Source organism: Sphingomonas sp. Root720 (genome assembly GCF_001428605.1).
Lineage (GTDB): Bacteria > Pseudomonadota > Alphaproteobacteria > Sphingomonadales > Sphingomonadaceae > Rhizorhabdus.
The window spans coordinates 1-14955 of the sequence record NZ_LMID01000011.1 but is presented as its reverse complement, the minus strand read 5'-3'; the positions used below and the strand labels follow the sequence as shown (position 1 = coordinate 14955).

The window sequence follows — 14955 nt, the reverse complement described above, 5'->3', positions numbered from 1 at the left end:
CGTGCCCGGGCGGTTCATCACTCTCGAAGGCGGGGAAGGGGTCGGCAAGTCGACCCAGTCCCGCGCGCTGGCGGCGGCGTTGCGCGCGCGCGGGATCGACGTGGTCGAAACCCGCGAACCCGGCGGCAGCGACGGCGCCGAGGCGATCCGCCGCCTGCTGCTCGAAGGAAGCGCCGACCGCTGGAACGCGCGGGCCGAGGCGCTGCTGTTCGCCGCCGCGCGCGCCGATCATGTCGCTAGGACGATTCGGCCTGCGATCGACGCTGGCCGATGGGTGGTCTGCGACCGTTTCCTCGACAGCTCGATCGCCTATCAGGGCGGCGCCGATGGCCTCGGCGACGAAGCGATCCGGACGCTGCACGCGATCGGCAGCGCGGGCTATCTGCCCGATCGGACGCTGTTCCTCGACATGCCGGTGTTCGATGCGAGCTTCCGGCAAGTCGCGGCCGGCATCGCCAACAGCGACCGCTTCGAGAAGCGCGACGACGCCTTCCACGAGCGGGTCGCGGCCAGCTTCCGCAGGATCGCGCGGGACGAACCCGGACGAGTCCACACGATCAACGCGCAAGGGTCTCCGCAGGAGGTGACGGCGCGGCTGATCGAGGCGCTGGCGGACCTGCTGGCATGAGCCTGGTCGGTCATGACGAGCAGATCGCCGCCTTTCGCGAGGCCGCCGATACCGGCCGGTTGCACCATGCCTGGCTGCTGACGGGGCCGGAGGGCGTCGGCAAGGCCAGCTTCGCGCTGATGGCTGCGACCCGGCTGCTCGCCAACGCCGCGGGGCCTCGCGTCGACCTGCCCGGTATCGAGACGCCCGAAGGCCATCCGATCGTCAATTATATCCGCGCCGGCAGCCATCCAGACATCCGCATCCTCGCACGGCTGACCAAGGACAAGTCGGACGATCTGGCGCGCTCGATCAGCATCGAGCAGGTTCGCTCGCTCCAGGGGCTGTTCGCGACCACCCCCAGCCTGTCGCCGCGCCGGGTGGTGATCATCGACGCGATCGACGACCTCGAACGCCCCGCCGCCAATGCGCTGCTCAAGAATCTGGAGGAGCCGCCCGCCGGCACCACCTTTTTCCTGGTGAGCCATGCGCCGGGCCGGCTGCTGCCGACGATCCGCTCGCGCTGCCGCCAGCTCCGTTTCGCACCGTTGACCGACCCGGAAATGCGGCTCGCGTTGCAACGGGCCCTGCCCGAGGAGCCGGCCGGCGAGATCGATGCGTTGATCGGCGTCGGCAATGGTTCGCCGGGTCGGGCACTGGGCTTTGCCGGACTCGAGATCGCGGCACTCGACATGGCGATGGACCGTCTGGTGGAGCAGGGCGACCCGACCAACGCGATCAGGGCGGCGCTATCGAGGCAATTGGGCACAAAGGCCGCTCAGCCGCGCTACGAAGCCTATCTCGAACGCGTGCCCGCACGGATCGTCGCCGAGGCGCGCCGCCGCCAGGGCCCGTCGCTCGCCGAGGCGATCGCGCTGTGGGAAGCCGCCCGGAGGATCGGCGAGAGCGCCGTCCACCTGTCGCTCGACCCGTCCACCACCGTGTTCGAGCTGGCTACGATGCTGGCGAAGCTGGCGCCTGCGCCGACGCGCTGACCGTTGGTCGGCCTCTGGCGATGTCCTTCCAAAAGGTAGTCGCGCCAACGTAGCCGAAGAAGGAAGGCGGGAACGCTTCCGGGCGTTGCGATTTGCCCGGGCCGTCCCTAATGGCTGAACGCATGTCGGAACCCTATTACATCACCACCGCGATCAGCTATCCCAACGGACGCCCGCATATCGGCCACGCCTATGAGGCGATCGCGGCGGATGCGATCGCGCGGTTCCAGCGGTCGATGGGCCGCGACGTGCGTTTCCAGACCGGCACCGACGAACATGGCCTGAAGATGGCGCAGGCCGCGCGCGCCCGCGACATGACGCCGCGCGCGCTCGCTGATGAAATGTCAGGATATTTCAAGGAGATGTGTGAGGTACTCAACATCTCTTTCGACCGTTTCATCCGGACCAGCGACAGCGATCATTATGCTGCCAGCCAGGCGATCTGGCAGGCGATGGAGGCCAATGGCGATCTCTATCTCGATCGCTACGAGGGCTGGTATTCGGTCCGCGACGAGGCCTTTTACGACGAAAAGGAGCTGACCGACGGGGAAGGGGGGCAGAAACTGTCGCCGCAGGGTACCCCGGTCGAGTGGACCAAGGAGGAGAGCTGGTTCTTCCGCCTGTCCCGATATCAGGAGCCGCTGCTCGAGCTCTATCGCAACCAGCCCGACTTCGTCCGGCCGGAAACCCGCCGCAACGAGATCGTCAGCTTCGTTTCCGGCGGGCTCAGCGACCTGTCGATCTCGCGGACCAGCTTCGACTGGGGCGTGCCGGTGCCGGGATCGCCGGGGCACGTCATGTATGTCTGGGTCGACGCCCTGACCAACTATCTCACCGGCATCGGCTATCCCGACCCGGAGGCCGAACTCGGCCGATATTGGCCCGCGAACCTGCACCTCATCGGCAAGGACATCGTCCGTTTCCACACGGTCTACTGGCCCGCCTTCCTGATGTCGGCGAAGGTTCCGTTGCCGAAACAGGTGTTCGGCCACGGCTTCCTGCTCAACAGGGGCGAGAAGATGTCGAAGTCGGTCGGCAATGTCGTCGATCCGATGGCCATGGCCGAGCGCTACGGTGTCGACCAGCTGCGCTATTTCCTGCTGCGCGAGGTCAGCTTCGGGCAGGACGGCAGCTATGGCCATGAGGCGATCGTCAACCGCGCCAATGCCGAACTCGCCAATAGCTTCGGCAACCTGGCGCAGCGGACCCTGTCGATGATCTTCAAGAATCTCGACGGCGAACTGCCCGCGCTCGACCGCAACGACGATGACGCCGCGCTCGTCCGCGCCGTGGCGGCCGCCTGCCTCGACGAGGCGCCGCGCGCGTTCGAACAACTGGCTTTCTCAATCGGCATCGAGGCTTGGATGAAGGCGGTGTTCGCCTGCAACCAATATGTCGACGCCCAGGCACCCTGGGCGCTGCGCAAGACCGATCCCGAACGGATGAAGACCGTACTCGGCACCTTGTTCGGCGTGATCCGCGATCTCGCGATCGCCATCCTGCCGATCATTCCGGACAGCGCGGGCAAGCTGCTCGATCAGATGGGGATCGCCACCGACGCAAGGAATTTCGCCGCGATCGAAGACCAGCGCTGGTACGATGCCCTGCGCGCCTCGGGCTACAAGGTCGCGCAGCCGGTGCCGCTGTTCCCGCGGCTCGAGCTGGAGGTCGCCGCCGAGGAGAACGGGGCCTGATGTTCGTCGACAGCCACTGCCACCTCAATTACGCCGGGCTGGCCGAGCGGCAGCAGGAGGTGCTCGACGCGGCCCGAGCGGCCGGTGTTTCGACGATGCTCAACATCTCGACCCGCGCCGCCGAATGGGACGCGGTGCTGGCAACCGCCGAGCGCGAGCCCGATGTCTGGGCCAGCGTCGGCATTCATCCTCACGACGCCGACACCCATGAGGATGTCGAAACCGCGCTGCTCATTGAGAAGGCCGCGCATCCGCGCATTATCGGCATCGGCGAGACCGGGCTCGATTATTATTACGACAAGTCCGACCGCGACCGGCAGCGCGCCAGTTTCCGCCGCCATATCGCCGCCGCGCGCGAAACCGGCCTGCCGTTGATCGTCCACACGCGCGACGCCGAGGAGGACACCAAGGCGATCATGGCCGAGGAAATGGGGAAGGGGGCCTTCACCGCCGTCATCCACTGCTTCACCGGTAGCGCCGATCTTGCCAGCGCGATGCTCGATCTCGGCTTCTCGATCTCGCTGTCGGGGATCGTGACCTTCAAGAACGCCGGGGACCTGCGCCAGACCGCGCACATGATCCCGCGCGACCGGCTGCTGATCGAGACCGACAGTCCGTTTCTGGCCCCGGTGCCACACCGGGGCAAGCCGTGCGAGCCGGCCTTCGTCGCCGATACGGCGCGCCTGCTCTCGGGCGAGCTTGGTTGGGAGCTCGACGATCTCGCCGCAGCAACCAGCGACAACTTCTTCAATTTATTCACGAAAGCGCGTCGTTGAAGGTCCGCATCCTAGGCTGCGGAACGTCGTCCGGCGTGCCCAGGATCGGTAATGACTGGGGCGATTGCGACCCCGCCGAACCGCGCAACCGGCGCAGCCGGGCCTCGATCCTGGTCGAGAGCGAAACGACCCGGCTGATCGTCGACACGTCGCCCGACATGCGGCAGCAACTTCTCGATGCCGATGTCGTCGCGATCGACGCTATCCTGTGGACCCACGACCACGCCGATCATTGCCACGGCATCGACGATGTCCGTCAGATCTATCACGCCCGCCGCGCGCCGGTGCCGGGCTATGCCTATGCCGAGGCAATGAACCAGCTTCGACGGCGGTTCGATTATGTCTTCACCGGTCGGGACGGCTATCCGCCGACGGTCGAGCCGCTGTTTCTCGAGCCCGATATGACGATCGGCGACATCCGCATCCGGTGCGTGGCGCAGCCGCACGGGTCGATCTTCAGTGCGGGATTTCGGTTTGAGCATGAGGGCAAGTCTGTCGGCTATTCGACGGATTTTCATGAATTTACCGATGAGATGATAGAAGTGTTCTCAGATGTCGACCTTTGGGTCGTCGACGCGTTGCGCGTTCGGCCGCATCCGACCCACACGCATCTGGCGCAGACCCTGGAAGCGATCCGGACCTGCCGGCCGACGCGCGCATTACTGACGCATATGGACCAGTCGATGGATTATCGGCGGCTCAGTGAAAGCCTGCCGGACGGTGTCGAACCGGGATATGATGGGTTGGAGGTGATGCTGTGACCGGAGACAAGATCGTAGCGCTGGTCGCGATCGCGGCGATGCTGGTCCTCGTGACACCGGCATTGGCTCGGCGCCGGTTGCCGGCGAACAGGCTGATCAAACTGATCTTGGTCTGGGCGGTGATCTTCGTGGCGGCGACCGCGATCGTGATGGTGTTTGGCCGGGGGATCTGATCCTGGCTGGATGAGCGCGGCGGGCCCGCATCGGGGCGCCTACAGATGTTGAATTTAACATAATATATATTATCGGACTTATGGGCCAATCCGACCGCTTCCGCCAAATGCCCTGTCCGACATCATTTCCGACCGAACAGCTTCTCGATGTCGCCGTGGCCGAGTTTGATCCAGGTCGGCCGGCCGTGGTTGCACTGGCCCGAATGCGGCGTGACCTCCATCTCGCGGAGCAATGCGTTCATCTCGGCGACCGATAGCGTCCTGCCCGCCCGGACCGATCCGTGGCAGGCCATCGTCGCCGCGACATGGTCGAGCTTCTCCTTCAGCGACAGCGCCTCGTCATAAGCGCCGAGCTCGTCGGCCAGGTCGACGACGAGCCCCTGGACGTCGCCCTGTCCGAGCAAGGCCGGCGTCGCCCGCACCAGCATCGCCTTCGGACCGAAGCGCTCGAGTTCGAGGCCCATCTCGGCGAGTTCGCCGATCCGGCTCTCGAGCCGGTCGCAGCCGGTTTCGTCCATCTCGACCACCTCGGGCAGCAGCAACGCCTGCCGCGCGACCCCGCCGTCCGCCATGGCCCGGCGCATCCGTTCGAGTACGAGCCGCTCATGCGCGGCATGCTGGTCGACGATCACCAGACCGTCCTCGGCCTCGGCGACGATATAGGTCGCGGCGACCTGCCCGCGCGCGACCCCCATCGGATAGGATCGCTGCTCGGGCGGCGCGGCATGGGCCGGCTCGGCGCGGGCCATCGGCGCGGGCGCAAAGTCGCTCACCCGGTCCCAGACGCTGCCCTGCCCGCTGCGTTCGGCCGCCGCGCCGAAAGCGAAGCCGTTTGGGATCGACGGTGCCGACGGTGACGGCAAGCCCCCCGCCTGCCAGTTGCCGAGCGCCGCGACCGAGGGCCGCTGGACGCTGCGGTGCCCGGCCTCGTCGAGCGCGGCGCGCAGGCCGCCGACGATCAGCCCGCGCACCAGCCCCGGGTCGCGGAAGCGTACCTCGGTCTTGGCGGGGTGGACGTTGACGTCGACCTGGTCGCCCGGAAGCTCGACGAACAGGGCAATCACCGGGTGCCGGTCGCGCGCCAGCATGTCCTGGTAGGCGCCGCGCACCGCGCCGATCAGCAGCCGGTCCTTCACCGGCCGGCCATTGACGAACAGGAACTGGTGATCGGCGACGCCGCGGTTGAAGGTCGGCAACCCGGCGACGCCGGTCAGCGACACCGCCTCGCGCCGATAGTCGACCGCCACGCTGTTCTCGGCGAGGTCGCGGTCGGTGAGCGCCGCGACCCGGTCGACCCGCTGCTCGTCGGGCGCGACGAGGATGGCGCGACGCCCCTCATGCTCCAGCGTGAAGCCGATGTCGGGCCGCGCCATAGCCAGCCGCTTGATCACGTCGACGCAGGCCGCATATTCGGCGCGCGCCGAGCGCAGGAATTTGCGCCGCGCCGGCACCTTGGCGAACAGGTTAGACACCCGGATCCGGGTGCCCGGCGGAAGCGCCGCCGGCCCCTCCCCCACCAATTCGCCATGATCGATCCGGCGATGCCACCCATCGGCGCCACGCACCCGGCTTTCGATGGTGAGATCGGCGACGCTCCCGATCGACGGCAGCGCTTCGCCGCGGAAGCCCAGGGTCGTAACGGCTTCGATGGCGTCGTCGGGCAATTTCGACGTCGCATGCCGCTCGAGCGAAAGCGCGATTTCATCGGGCGCCATGCCGCAGCCGTCGTCGACGACATCGATCGAAGAAAGCCCGCCTTCTGAAAGGCTTATCGAGATACGCCGGGCGCCGGCGTCGATCGAGTTCTCGACGAGCTCCTTGAGCGCGCTGGCCGGTCTTTCGACCACTTCACCGGCGGCGATGCGATTCACCAGATGCTCTGGCAGGCGGCGTATTGACATGGGCATTGTCCTAGCCCAAGCGGCGGCGTTCCGCATCCCTTGATAGACGCCGGACTTTCCTCGCCGATCGGGTGATGCAAGCGAACCGTAAAATCCGTCCAGGGGCGGGCCTAGAGAACGGACCAGAGAATGTTCCTCCAGCGATACTTCAAGTTCATGTCGCACGATATGGCGATCGATCTCGGCACCGCGAACACGGTTGTCTATGTGCGGGGACGCGGCATCGTCCTCAACGAGCCGTCGGTGGTGGCGATCGAGACGATAAACGGGGTCAAGCGGGTCCGAGCGGTCGGCGACGACGCGAAGCTGATGATGGGCAAGACGCCGGGTTCTATCGATGCGATCAGGCCCCTGCGCGACGGCGTCATCGCGGACATCGACGTGGCGGAGCAGATGATCAAGCACTTCATCCAGAAGGTGCATGGCCGCCGCAACTTCATGCGTTGGCCCGAGATCGTGATTTGCGTGCCGTCGGGGTCGACCTCGGTCGAGCGCCGCGCGATCCGCGACGCCGCCTCGAACGCCGGAGCGAGCCAGGTATGGCTGATCGAGGAGCCGATGGCGGCGGCGATCGGCGCGGGCATGCCGGTCACCGAGCCGATCGGATCGATGGTCGTCGACATCGGCGGGGGCACCACCGAAGTCGCCGTTCTCTCGCTGCGCGGCCTCGCCTACACCACGTCGGTCCGCGTCGGCGGGGACAAGATGGACGAGGCAATCAGCTCCTATGTCCGTCGCAACCACAATCTGCTGATCGGCGAGGCTACCGCCGAACGGATCAAGCAGGAGGTCGGTGTCGCCAAGATGCCTGCCGACGGCAAGGGCGAGACGATCCACATCAAGGGCCGCGACCTCGTCAACGGCGTACCCAAGGAGATCACGATCACCCAGGCGCAGATCGCCGAGGCGCTGACCGAGCCTGTGTCCGCGATCGTCGAGGGCGTCCGCATCGCTCTGGAAAACACCGCGCCCGAGCTGGCGGCCGACATCGTCGACCAGGGCATCGTCCTGACCGGCGGCGGCGCGCTGCTGCAGGGGATCGACGAGGTGCTGCGCGAGGCGACCGGCTTGCCGGTGTCGATCGCCGACGACCCGCTGACCTGCGTCGCCCTGGGCACCGGACGCGCGCTGGAGGACTCGGTCTTCCGCGGCGTGCTCCAGACCGCCTGACCGGGCCGCTCGTCGATGGCGGCGCCCCGGCACAGGCGTCGAGGATTCTCCCGTCGGGTCCAATATGGCCTGTTCGCGGGCTATGTGGTCGCGATCGCCGGCATCCTGCTGGGCGCCGCGCTGCTGCTGATCGAGCGGCTCGACCCGCGCGCTTTCGGTACGCTGCGCGGTGTCGTCGTCGATGCCGGGGCCATCTTCACCGGCGCGGGCCGGGTCGGCGTCAATGCCTCGCATGACCTTGGAGACAGCATCGCGGCCTATTTCAACGCCGGGAGCCAGAATCGTGCCCTCAAGGAAGAACTGGCGCGCGAACGGCGCATGGTGATCGCCGCCAAGACGGTCGCCGCCGAGAATGCTCGCCTCAAGAAGCTTGCCCGCCTGATCGAGCACCTCCCCGCCCCGATATTGTCGGCACGGCTGATCGGATCGACCCCGACCGGGCAGCGCCGCTTCGCCACCCTCGCGGCGGGCACCGCCGAAGGGGTCCGGCCGGGGATGACGGTGCGGTCGCCGGAGGGACTGGTGGGTCGCGTCTACGAAAGCGGCATCTTTGCTGCGCGCGTGCTGTTGCTGACCGACGGCGAGACGGCGGTCCCGATCAAGGTCGTCCGCAGCGGCCAGGCGGCGCTGGCGACCGGCCAAGGCGACGGTACCATGGAGATTCGCGCCCTGATCGCAGGCGGACGGCCGTTCCGGCGCGGGGACCTGGCCGTTACCTCCGGCACCGGAGGCGTCTATTCTCCCAATATGCCGGTCGCGGTCGTCACCGCGGTCAACGGCGATAGGGCGATTGCGCGCCCTCTGGCCGATCCGGCGCGAGCCGATTTCGCTGCCGTCTACCCGATCTTCCAGGCGCCGGTGGCCGATCCTCCGGCCCAACCCAAGCCATGATCGCTTCCGAAGGCAATCCCTTCATGGAGCGCGCCCTGCTCCGCGTGACGATGGTTCCCATCCTGTCGACCCTGGCCGGATCGGCGATGGCGCTGCTGCCCGTCATCGCCACCGAACCGATCGTGCCGCCCTTTGGGCTGATGATGCTTCTCGCCTGGCGCCTGCTCCGCCCCGACATATGGCCGATGTGGATGGCGCTTCCGCTCGGGCTGGCGGACGACCTGATCAGCGGCCATTATCTCGGAACGGCGATGATCCTGTGGACCGTCGCCTTTCTCGTGCTCGAATGGACCGATCAGGCGCTGCGCTGGCGTGACGGCTGGATCGAATGGGGAGTCGCCTCGGTGGGCATCGTTGCGATCGGGCTCGGTGACTGGGCACTGTCGCAGCCGGGCGACAGCCACACCTCGGTGCTGACCGTGATCCCGCAGACGATGGGCGCCATCCTGATGTTCCCCGCGATCCTGCGGATCACCGCGGCTCTCGATAATTGGCGGCTCAAGCGATGAAGCGCAGCCGCGTCATCACCGAGCAGAGCCAGGCCTATACCTTCACCCGCCGCGCTTTCGTCCTCAGCGGCGCGCAGGCGGCGTTCGGGCTGGTCCTCGCCGGCCGGATGGCGTGGCTGTCGGTTGCGCAGAACGAGCGCTACACCTCGCTTTCCGAAAGCAATCGGGTCCAGCTGACCCTGGTTCCACCACGCCGCGGCTGGATCATCGACCGCGCGGGCAAGCCGATCGCGATCAACCGCACCACGTTCCGCGTCGACATCATTCCCGACCAGCTCAGGAATGCGGACGCCGTCCTCGGCCAGCTTCGCCAACTGCTCGCACTGACCGCCGACGATCTCGACCGGATCCGCGCCGACCTCGCGCAGGCGCGTGGCTATCAGCCGGTGCCCGTCGCCGAGAATATCGACTATGAACGCTTCGCGGCGGTCAGCGTGCATCAGCCTTCCCTCCCCGGCGTCGCCCCCGCGAGCGGCTATGGGCGCTATTATCCGGGCGGACCGGCGGTGGCGCATCTGGTCGGCTATGTCGGCCCCGCGTCGGCCGCCGACTATGACAAGAGCCGCGATCCGCTCCTGATCACGCCGGGTTTCAAGATCGGTAAGGAAGGTCTTGAGAAAACGATGGAAAATTGGCTCCGTGGTAAGCCCGGAGCCAAGCGGAGCGAGGTCACCGCCCATGGCAAGGTGGTGCGCGAACTGACGACCCGGCCCGAGGTGGTGGGCAATGCGCTGCAACTCACCATCGATGCGGGGCTGCAGCGATACGCCGCGGCGCGGCTCGGCCCGGAAAGCGCCTCCGCGGTGGTGATCGACACACGGACCGGCGGGATCCTCGCGATGGCGTCGATGCCGGCCTATGATCCCAACAGCTTTTCCGACGGCATCAGCCACGCCGAATGGGATTTCCTGTCCGGTGACGATCATCTCCCCTTGACCAACAAGGTGATGCAGGGGCTTTACCCGCCCGGATCGACGGTGAAGCCGATGGTCGCCCTGGCGCTGCTCGAGGCCGGGGTCGATCCCGGTCAGACGGTCACCTGCACGGGCCGCTACCGGCTCGGCAACAGCTATTTCCACTGCTGGCGTCACGGTGGCCATGGCGGCGTCGACATGCACCGCGCGATCGCGGCCAGCTGCGACATCTATTTCTACACCATGGCGCGGCTGATCGGAATCGACCGGATCGCCGCTACCGCGCGGATGCTGGGCATGGGGCAGGAATTCGATCTCCCGATGCCGTCGCAGCGCTATGGAACGGTGCCCGACACCGCCTGGAAGGCCCGGCGCTACAAGGGCGCACGCTGGACCACCGCCGATACACTCAACGCCACGATCGGCCAAGGCTACATGCTCAGCAACCCGCTGCAGCTGGCGGTGATGGCGGCACGGATCGCGAGCGGCAGCGCCCTGGTGCCGCGCCTGATCGTCAACAAGCGCTATCCGCCGCAGGGTGGGCCGCTCGACATCGCGCCCGACCATCTCGAGTTCGTGCGCCAGGCGATGAGTGGGGTGATCAACGGCCCGTTCGGCACCGGTGGGTCGGGTCGGCTCAACATCGGCGACCTTCAGATGGGCGGCAAGACCGGGACCGCGCAGGTCCGACGCATTACCATGGCGATGCGCGCGGCCGGAATGACCGGCACCGAGGGTTTGCCCTGGAAATATCGCGACCACGGCCTGTTCATCGGCTTCGCCCCAGTGGCCGATCCACGCTATGCGGTGTCGGTGGTTCTCGAACATGGCCTCCACGGCGCCGCCGGCGCGCCGATCGCCCGCGACCTGATCACCTATCTCTACGACCGCAAGCGCGCCGAGGACCGGCTCGCCACCCTCGAAACCGGCTGGGGCGGATCGATCGAGGCGCGGATGGCCAGGAAGGCCGATAGCTGGGCGCACCGCAACGATCCCAAGCCAACCAGCCCGGTGCGTCCCGTCGAGGCATCGCCGTCGCCGCCCACCGGCGAGGTCGATCCCGAATGAGCCGCGATTCGATCGTCCCTACCCCGCTGCGCCATATTCCCTGGCGGCTGCTGGCGCTCGTGGTCGCGATCGGCGGCTTCGGGCTCGTGGTGCTTTATTCGGCGGCAGGCGGCAGCATGCGGCCCTGGGCGATGTCGCAGGGCATCCGCTTCGCGATGTTCATCGGGCTGGCCATCATGATCGCCTGGGCCGGCGAGGAGCGGCTGAAGCGCGTGGCCCTGCCTACCTATGCCGTCCTCGTCCTGCTGCTGCTGCTGGTCGAACTGTTCGGCTTCGTCGGGGGCGGTAGCCGGCGCTGGCTGGATCTCGGCTTCGTCCGGCTGCAGCCGTCGGAATTGATGAAACCGGTGATCGTCCTCGCGGTCGCGCGCTTCTACGACATGCTGCCGGCGGGCGAGATCCGCCGCTTCAGCGCAGTGTGGCCCCCCGCCCTGCTGATCGGTGTGCCCGCCGGGCTGGTCCTGATTCAGCCCGACCTCGGCACGGCATTGATGATTTGCGCGGGTGGCGTCACGGTCGCCTTCCTGGCGGGCCTGCCCCTTCGCCTGTTCGGCGGCGCGGCGCTCGCGCTGGCGGCAGCCTTCCCGATCGCCCTCTCGCTGATGCACGGCTACCAGCGCGACCGGATCGAGATTTTCCTCAACCCCGAAAGCGATCCCCTCGGCACCGGCTATCATATCATCCAGTCTAAGATCGCCATCGGATCGGGAGGCATCTTCGGCAAGGGCTTCCTCGCCGGCACCCAGAGTCATCTCGACTATCTGCCCGAGCGGCATACCGACTTCGTCTTTGCGACAATGTCCGAGGAATGGGGCCTGGTCGGCGGCGTTGCGCTGATCCTCGGCTATATCCTGGTTGTCCGCTGGGGCATGCGCGTGGCGGCTCGCGCCAAGGGCCGCTTCGCCCGCCTGACCGCCGCGGGCTTGTCGACCACGATCTTCTTCTATGTCGCGATCAACCTCTCGATGGTCATGGGCCTCGCGCCCGTGGTGGGCATTCCCCTCCCCCTCGTTTCCTTCGGCGGCTCGGCGATGATGACGGTGCTGATCTGCATCGGCATGCTCATGGCGATCGACCGCTCCCGTCGTCATCCCTGACGGCGAAATGCCGCGCCGGTCCACCCCTGGGCTTTTTTCGGCCGAAGCGGAAAATTTTGCATCTTGGCGGTTTACATCGCGCTCGACCCGGTGCTAAGGGCGCGCCTCCACGACGGGAGCGACCATCTCTCGTCCGCCGGAAAGTGGACGCATAGCTCAGTTGGTAGAGCAGCTGACTCTTAATCAGCGGGTCCTTGGTTCGAGCCCAAGTGCGTCCACCATTCCTCCCTTCAATAGCTTCGCTGACCAGCCTCAGACGCGGCTCGGGCGAAACCTCGATGGAAGGGGCGAAGGTCAGCTGGTCGGCGTAGGGCTGCCAATGTTTCGCCGGCTGTGCGCATGGCGGCGCACCATCGTCTCCGATTTCGATCCCCCCAGATCCTGAAGCACTCAGGAGGTGGCGCGTCATTCGGCCGGAGCCAACTCGCCCACATGTGGCGCAGGTCGTGCCAACGTCCCGTGTTCACCTGGGGGTTTGTCCTTGTAGGCCAACACATATTCGCCCTGCGTACCTCCAGCCGCTCAATCACGGGGACCGGGAGGTCACGCGGAATCAGCGCCAAATAGAGATCCTTCATGCGATCGCTGGCAACGGCAAGTGGCGGGTGAACCACCGGATTCGGCTCGCGTGGACTTCCGGCGGTTCCCTGTCTTGCCCATACAGGCGCCACCTTCTCAGGAGGTGGAGCCTCCGGCAGCCCCGGCCCGGTTCAGTCCGCGACCGTTCTTTCACAGGGGGCTTCCGATCAAGCGGCTATGTGGTGGCTACCCAAATCAATAACCTGCACCTTAATCCGCTCAATAGGGACGTTCGCCCAGTACATTGCCACCCTCGCCATAGCGACAGACGAAGAAGTCGTCCTTGGCGCCGCGGATTGTGGCGCAGCCGACGCGGGTGGTGGAGCGCCATACCATCTGGGTGTAATGGCCGACATCGTCGAGATCGCCGGTGGTGCTGTTGTTCGGAAAGATGCCGTTCTTGTAATAGCGCTTTTCGTCCGCCCAATATGTGGACATCTGTTCGATCGAGAAGCTGCCCGCGGTGCCGGCCCACAGATTTTCACCCTCCGGATCGGGATCGCCCAGGTCATCGGGCGAATGCTCGAGGTGGCCGAGCGCGGCGAGATGCTTCGCCCATATCGCGGCATCCTCGGCGAGCTTCGGGTCCCAGCGCAATCCGGCAATACCGAGCATTGCCCGTTGTTCGTTGTGGATGGCCAGCGTGCGGAGTTGGAGTGGCTCGAGCGGAGCGGTATTAGCCGTAAGCGTGGCGCCGAGCATTAGCGCCGCAATGCAACGAGAAGGAAACGAAATAAGCTTTCGAATTGTCATGAGATTGTCCGATCAGGACGCTCTTAAGGCGGAAGATTGCCCGCGTGGCCCTCCCTTGCTGGCCAGCCCAGCATATTCGTCGTCATTCGTCCAGTACTAGCCGAACATGGCCCAGCCCAATCCGGCCCAAAGCCCGACTAAGGTCCCTAAGATAGTGGGCACCCGAACACGGATTAGCCGCTTCGTTGTTATTTTGCGATGCCCGGGAATTCTTGTCGATGGGAGGAAAACTAGCTGACGATCAAGAGTTTGGACTATCATATTCAATCTCCTGCGATAATCAGATCAACGCACCACTTCAAGAAAAGATCAAATTTCCTCCCTTGGCAAATCCCTTTAAGTTAAAGTTAATATGTTAATTTGCCCAATAACATATAGTTACCAGATATATTTTTTTCTTATCGGAAAATAAATCGCATTTTCCCTGAGGAAAATTGTCATTATTGGTCATTTCTCTCGAAAAAAAGCATCCAGTTCCTATGGTCCGTGTCTAGTATATCGGGCGGAATGCTGCGTTCGGCGTCCGCGCTCGGCAAGATCGACGTGTAGGGCGCTGATGCCGCCAAGTTCTTGAACCACATATATGTCGGTGGCGTCTGCACGCTCAAGGTCGGGCAATGCCGGTACGCGCTGATGCTCGCCGAGCATGGCAGAGCCCAACGGGCTGATCGTCGATTTCGCTGAACCGGAACCGCTTTTATCGCCCTAAAGGGTTGCGATCGCCCGTTGACGCCGATCCGGACGGAACAATTTGTAAACGGAATTTACGCTACGTAATCCGCGATAAATATCGGGTAGGGAATAGAATTTTGACATTCTGGACGGTGAATGACGGAGCGGGTCTGCGCAAATATCTCACGTTAAAGGAGTGCGATGCTTTCCTACGGGAAGCCAAGGCTCGTGAAATACCCGTGCGGAGCTTCTGCTGGATGCTGGTCGCGACCGGGTGCAGAATTTCCGAGGGTCTGGTGGATGCGCCGGTGACAAAGCAGGCCATCGGAACGCCGGCGTTGTGCTGAGCGTGGCGGAGTAAAATCCGGCCAGTGGTTAGGCTGATCCCTTTTGGG

13 protein-coding genes and 1 tRNA gene are annotated in these 14955 nt (G+C 65.4%); 12 read left to right on the top strand and 2 right to left on the bottom strand.

Annotation, left to right across the window (positions count from 1 at the left end; translation table 11 throughout):
* Window position 1 precedes the first annotated feature (1 nt).
* From tmk to ASE22_RS26775, 6 genes are all read left to right on the top strand, one after another.
* On the top strand, window positions 2–628 hold the full coding sequence (tmk, locus tag ASE22_RS10900) for a dTMP kinase (protein WP_056358885.1): 627 nt from the start codon (window positions 2–4) through the stop codon (window positions 626–628).
* The gene (locus ASE22_RS10895; protein ID WP_056358883.1) at window positions 625–1602 is read left to right on the top strand and encodes an AAA family ATPase; all 978 of its coding nucleotides are present in this window, start codon (window positions 625–627) and stop codon (window positions 1600–1602) included. The genes tmk and ASE22_RS10895 overlap by 4 nt, the downstream gene beginning before the upstream one ends.
* Window positions 1603–1724: 122 nt before the next feature.
* On the top strand, window positions 1725–3296 hold the full coding sequence (metG, locus tag ASE22_RS10890; RefSeq protein WP_056358880.1) for a methionine--tRNA ligase: 1572 nt from the start codon (window positions 1725–1727) through the stop codon (window positions 3294–3296).
* Window positions 3296–4072 (top strand): TatD family hydrolase, encoded by a 777-nt coding sequence (locus ASE22_RS10885; RefSeq protein ID WP_056358876.1) that lies wholly within the window; start codon window positions 3296–3298, stop codon window positions 4070–4072. Before metG ends, ASE22_RS10885 begins: the two co-directional genes overlap by 1 nt.
* A complete protein-coding gene (locus ASE22_RS10880) occupies window positions 4069–4833 on the top strand; it encodes an MBL fold metallo-hydrolase (protein WP_056358873.1) in 765 nt (254 codons plus the stop codon). The genes ASE22_RS10885 and ASE22_RS10880 overlap by 4 nt, the downstream gene beginning before the upstream one ends.
* Window positions 4830–5006, top strand: coding sequence for a hypothetical protein (locus tag ASE22_RS26775; protein ID WP_156397292.1), 177 nt, complete (start codon window positions 4830–4832; stop codon window positions 5004–5006). The genes ASE22_RS10880 and ASE22_RS26775 overlap by 4 nt, the downstream gene beginning before the upstream one ends.
* A 122-nt stretch (window positions 5007–5128) precedes the next feature.
* On the opposite strand, the gene mutL is transcribed toward ASE22_RS26775, so the two are convergent.
* Window positions 5129–6907: a DNA mismatch repair endonuclease MutL gene (gene mutL, locus ASE22_RS10875; RefSeq protein WP_056361030.1), complete on the bottom strand. Its 1779-nt coding sequence runs from the start codon at window positions 6905–6907 to the stop codon at window positions 5129–5131.
* Between the two features lie 129 nt (window positions 6908–7036).
* Between mutL and ASE22_RS10870 the strand changes: the two genes are divergently transcribed.
* The 6 genes from ASE22_RS10870 (at window position 7037) to ASE22_RS10845 (ending at window position 12777) form a co-directional block, all read left to right on the top strand.
* Window positions 7037–8077, top strand: coding sequence for a rod shape-determining protein (locus ASE22_RS10870; protein ID WP_047167615.1), 1041 nt, complete (start codon window positions 7037–7039; stop codon window positions 8075–8077).
* 15 nt (window positions 8078–8092) lie between these two features.
* Entirely contained in the window at window positions 8093–8968 is an 876-nt protein-coding gene (gene mreC, locus ASE22_RS10865; RefSeq protein ID WP_056358870.1) for a rod shape-determining protein MreC, read from the top strand.
* Entirely contained in the window at window positions 8965–9477 is a 513-nt protein-coding gene (gene mreD / locus ASE22_RS10860) for a rod shape-determining protein MreD (RefSeq protein ID WP_056358867.1), read from the top strand. Before mreC ends, mreD begins: the two co-directional genes overlap by 4 nt.
* Window positions 9474–11459: a penicillin-binding protein 2 gene (gene mrdA, locus ASE22_RS10855; RefSeq protein ID WP_056358864.1), complete on the top strand. Its 1986-nt coding sequence runs from the start codon at window positions 9474–9476 to the stop codon at window positions 11457–11459. Before mreD ends, mrdA begins: the two co-directional genes overlap by 4 nt.
* Window positions 11456–12556, top strand: a complete 1101-nt coding sequence (gene rodA / locus ASE22_RS10850) for a rod shape-determining protein RodA (RefSeq protein WP_056358861.1) — start codon at window positions 11456–11458, stop codon at window positions 12554–12556. Before mrdA ends, rodA begins: the two co-directional genes overlap by 4 nt.
* 145 nt (window positions 12557–12701) lie before the next feature.
* Window positions 12702–12777: transfer RNA gene (locus tag ASE22_RS10845), tRNA-Lys, on the top strand.
* A gap of 577 nt (window positions 12778–13354) precedes the next feature.
* On the opposite strand, the gene ASE22_RS10840 is transcribed toward ASE22_RS10845, so the two are convergent.
* The gene (locus tag ASE22_RS10840) at window positions 13355–13888 is read right to left on the bottom strand and encodes a CAP domain-containing protein (protein ID WP_056358858.1); all 534 of its coding nucleotides are present in this window, start codon (window positions 13886–13888) and stop codon (window positions 13355–13357) included.
* Window positions 13889–14955: the final 1067 nt, after the last annotated feature.

Coding starts and splice junctions, on each gene's coding strand:
- ASE22_RS10840 (WP_056358858.1), bottom strand. CDS start 13,888: ATGACAATTCGAAAGCTTATTTCGTTTCCTTCTCGTTGCATTGCGGCG.
- ASE22_RS10895 (WP_056358883.1), top strand. CDS start 625: ATGAGCCTGGTCGGTCATGACGAGCAGATCGCCGCCTTTCGCGAGGCC.
- mreC (WP_056358870.1), top strand. CDS start 8,093: ATGGCGGCGCCCCGGCACAGGCGTCGAGGATTCTCCCGTCGGGTCCAA.
- ASE22_RS10870 (WP_047167615.1), top strand. CDS start 7,037: ATGTTCCTCCAGCGATACTTCAAGTTCATGTCGCACGATATGGCGATC.
- ASE22_RS10885 (WP_056358876.1), top strand. CDS start 3,296: ATGTTCGTCGACAGCCACTGCCACCTCAATTACGCCGGGCTGGCCGAG.
- mreD (WP_056358867.1), top strand. CDS start 8,965: ATGATCGCTTCCGAAGGCAATCCCTTCATGGAGCGCGCCCTGCTCCGC.
- mutL (WP_056361030.1), bottom strand. CDS start 6,907: ATGTCAATACGCCGCCTGCCAGAGCATCTGGTGAATCGCATCGCCGCC.
- rodA (WP_056358861.1), top strand. CDS start 11,456: ATGAGCCGCGATTCGATCGTCCCTACCCCGCTGCGCCATATTCCCTGG.
- mrdA (WP_056358864.1), top strand. CDS start 9,474: ATGAAGCGCAGCCGCGTCATCACCGAGCAGAGCCAGGCCTATACCTTC.
- metG (WP_056358880.1), top strand. CDS start 1,725: ATGTCGGAACCCTATTACATCACCACCGCGATCAGCTATCCCAACGGA.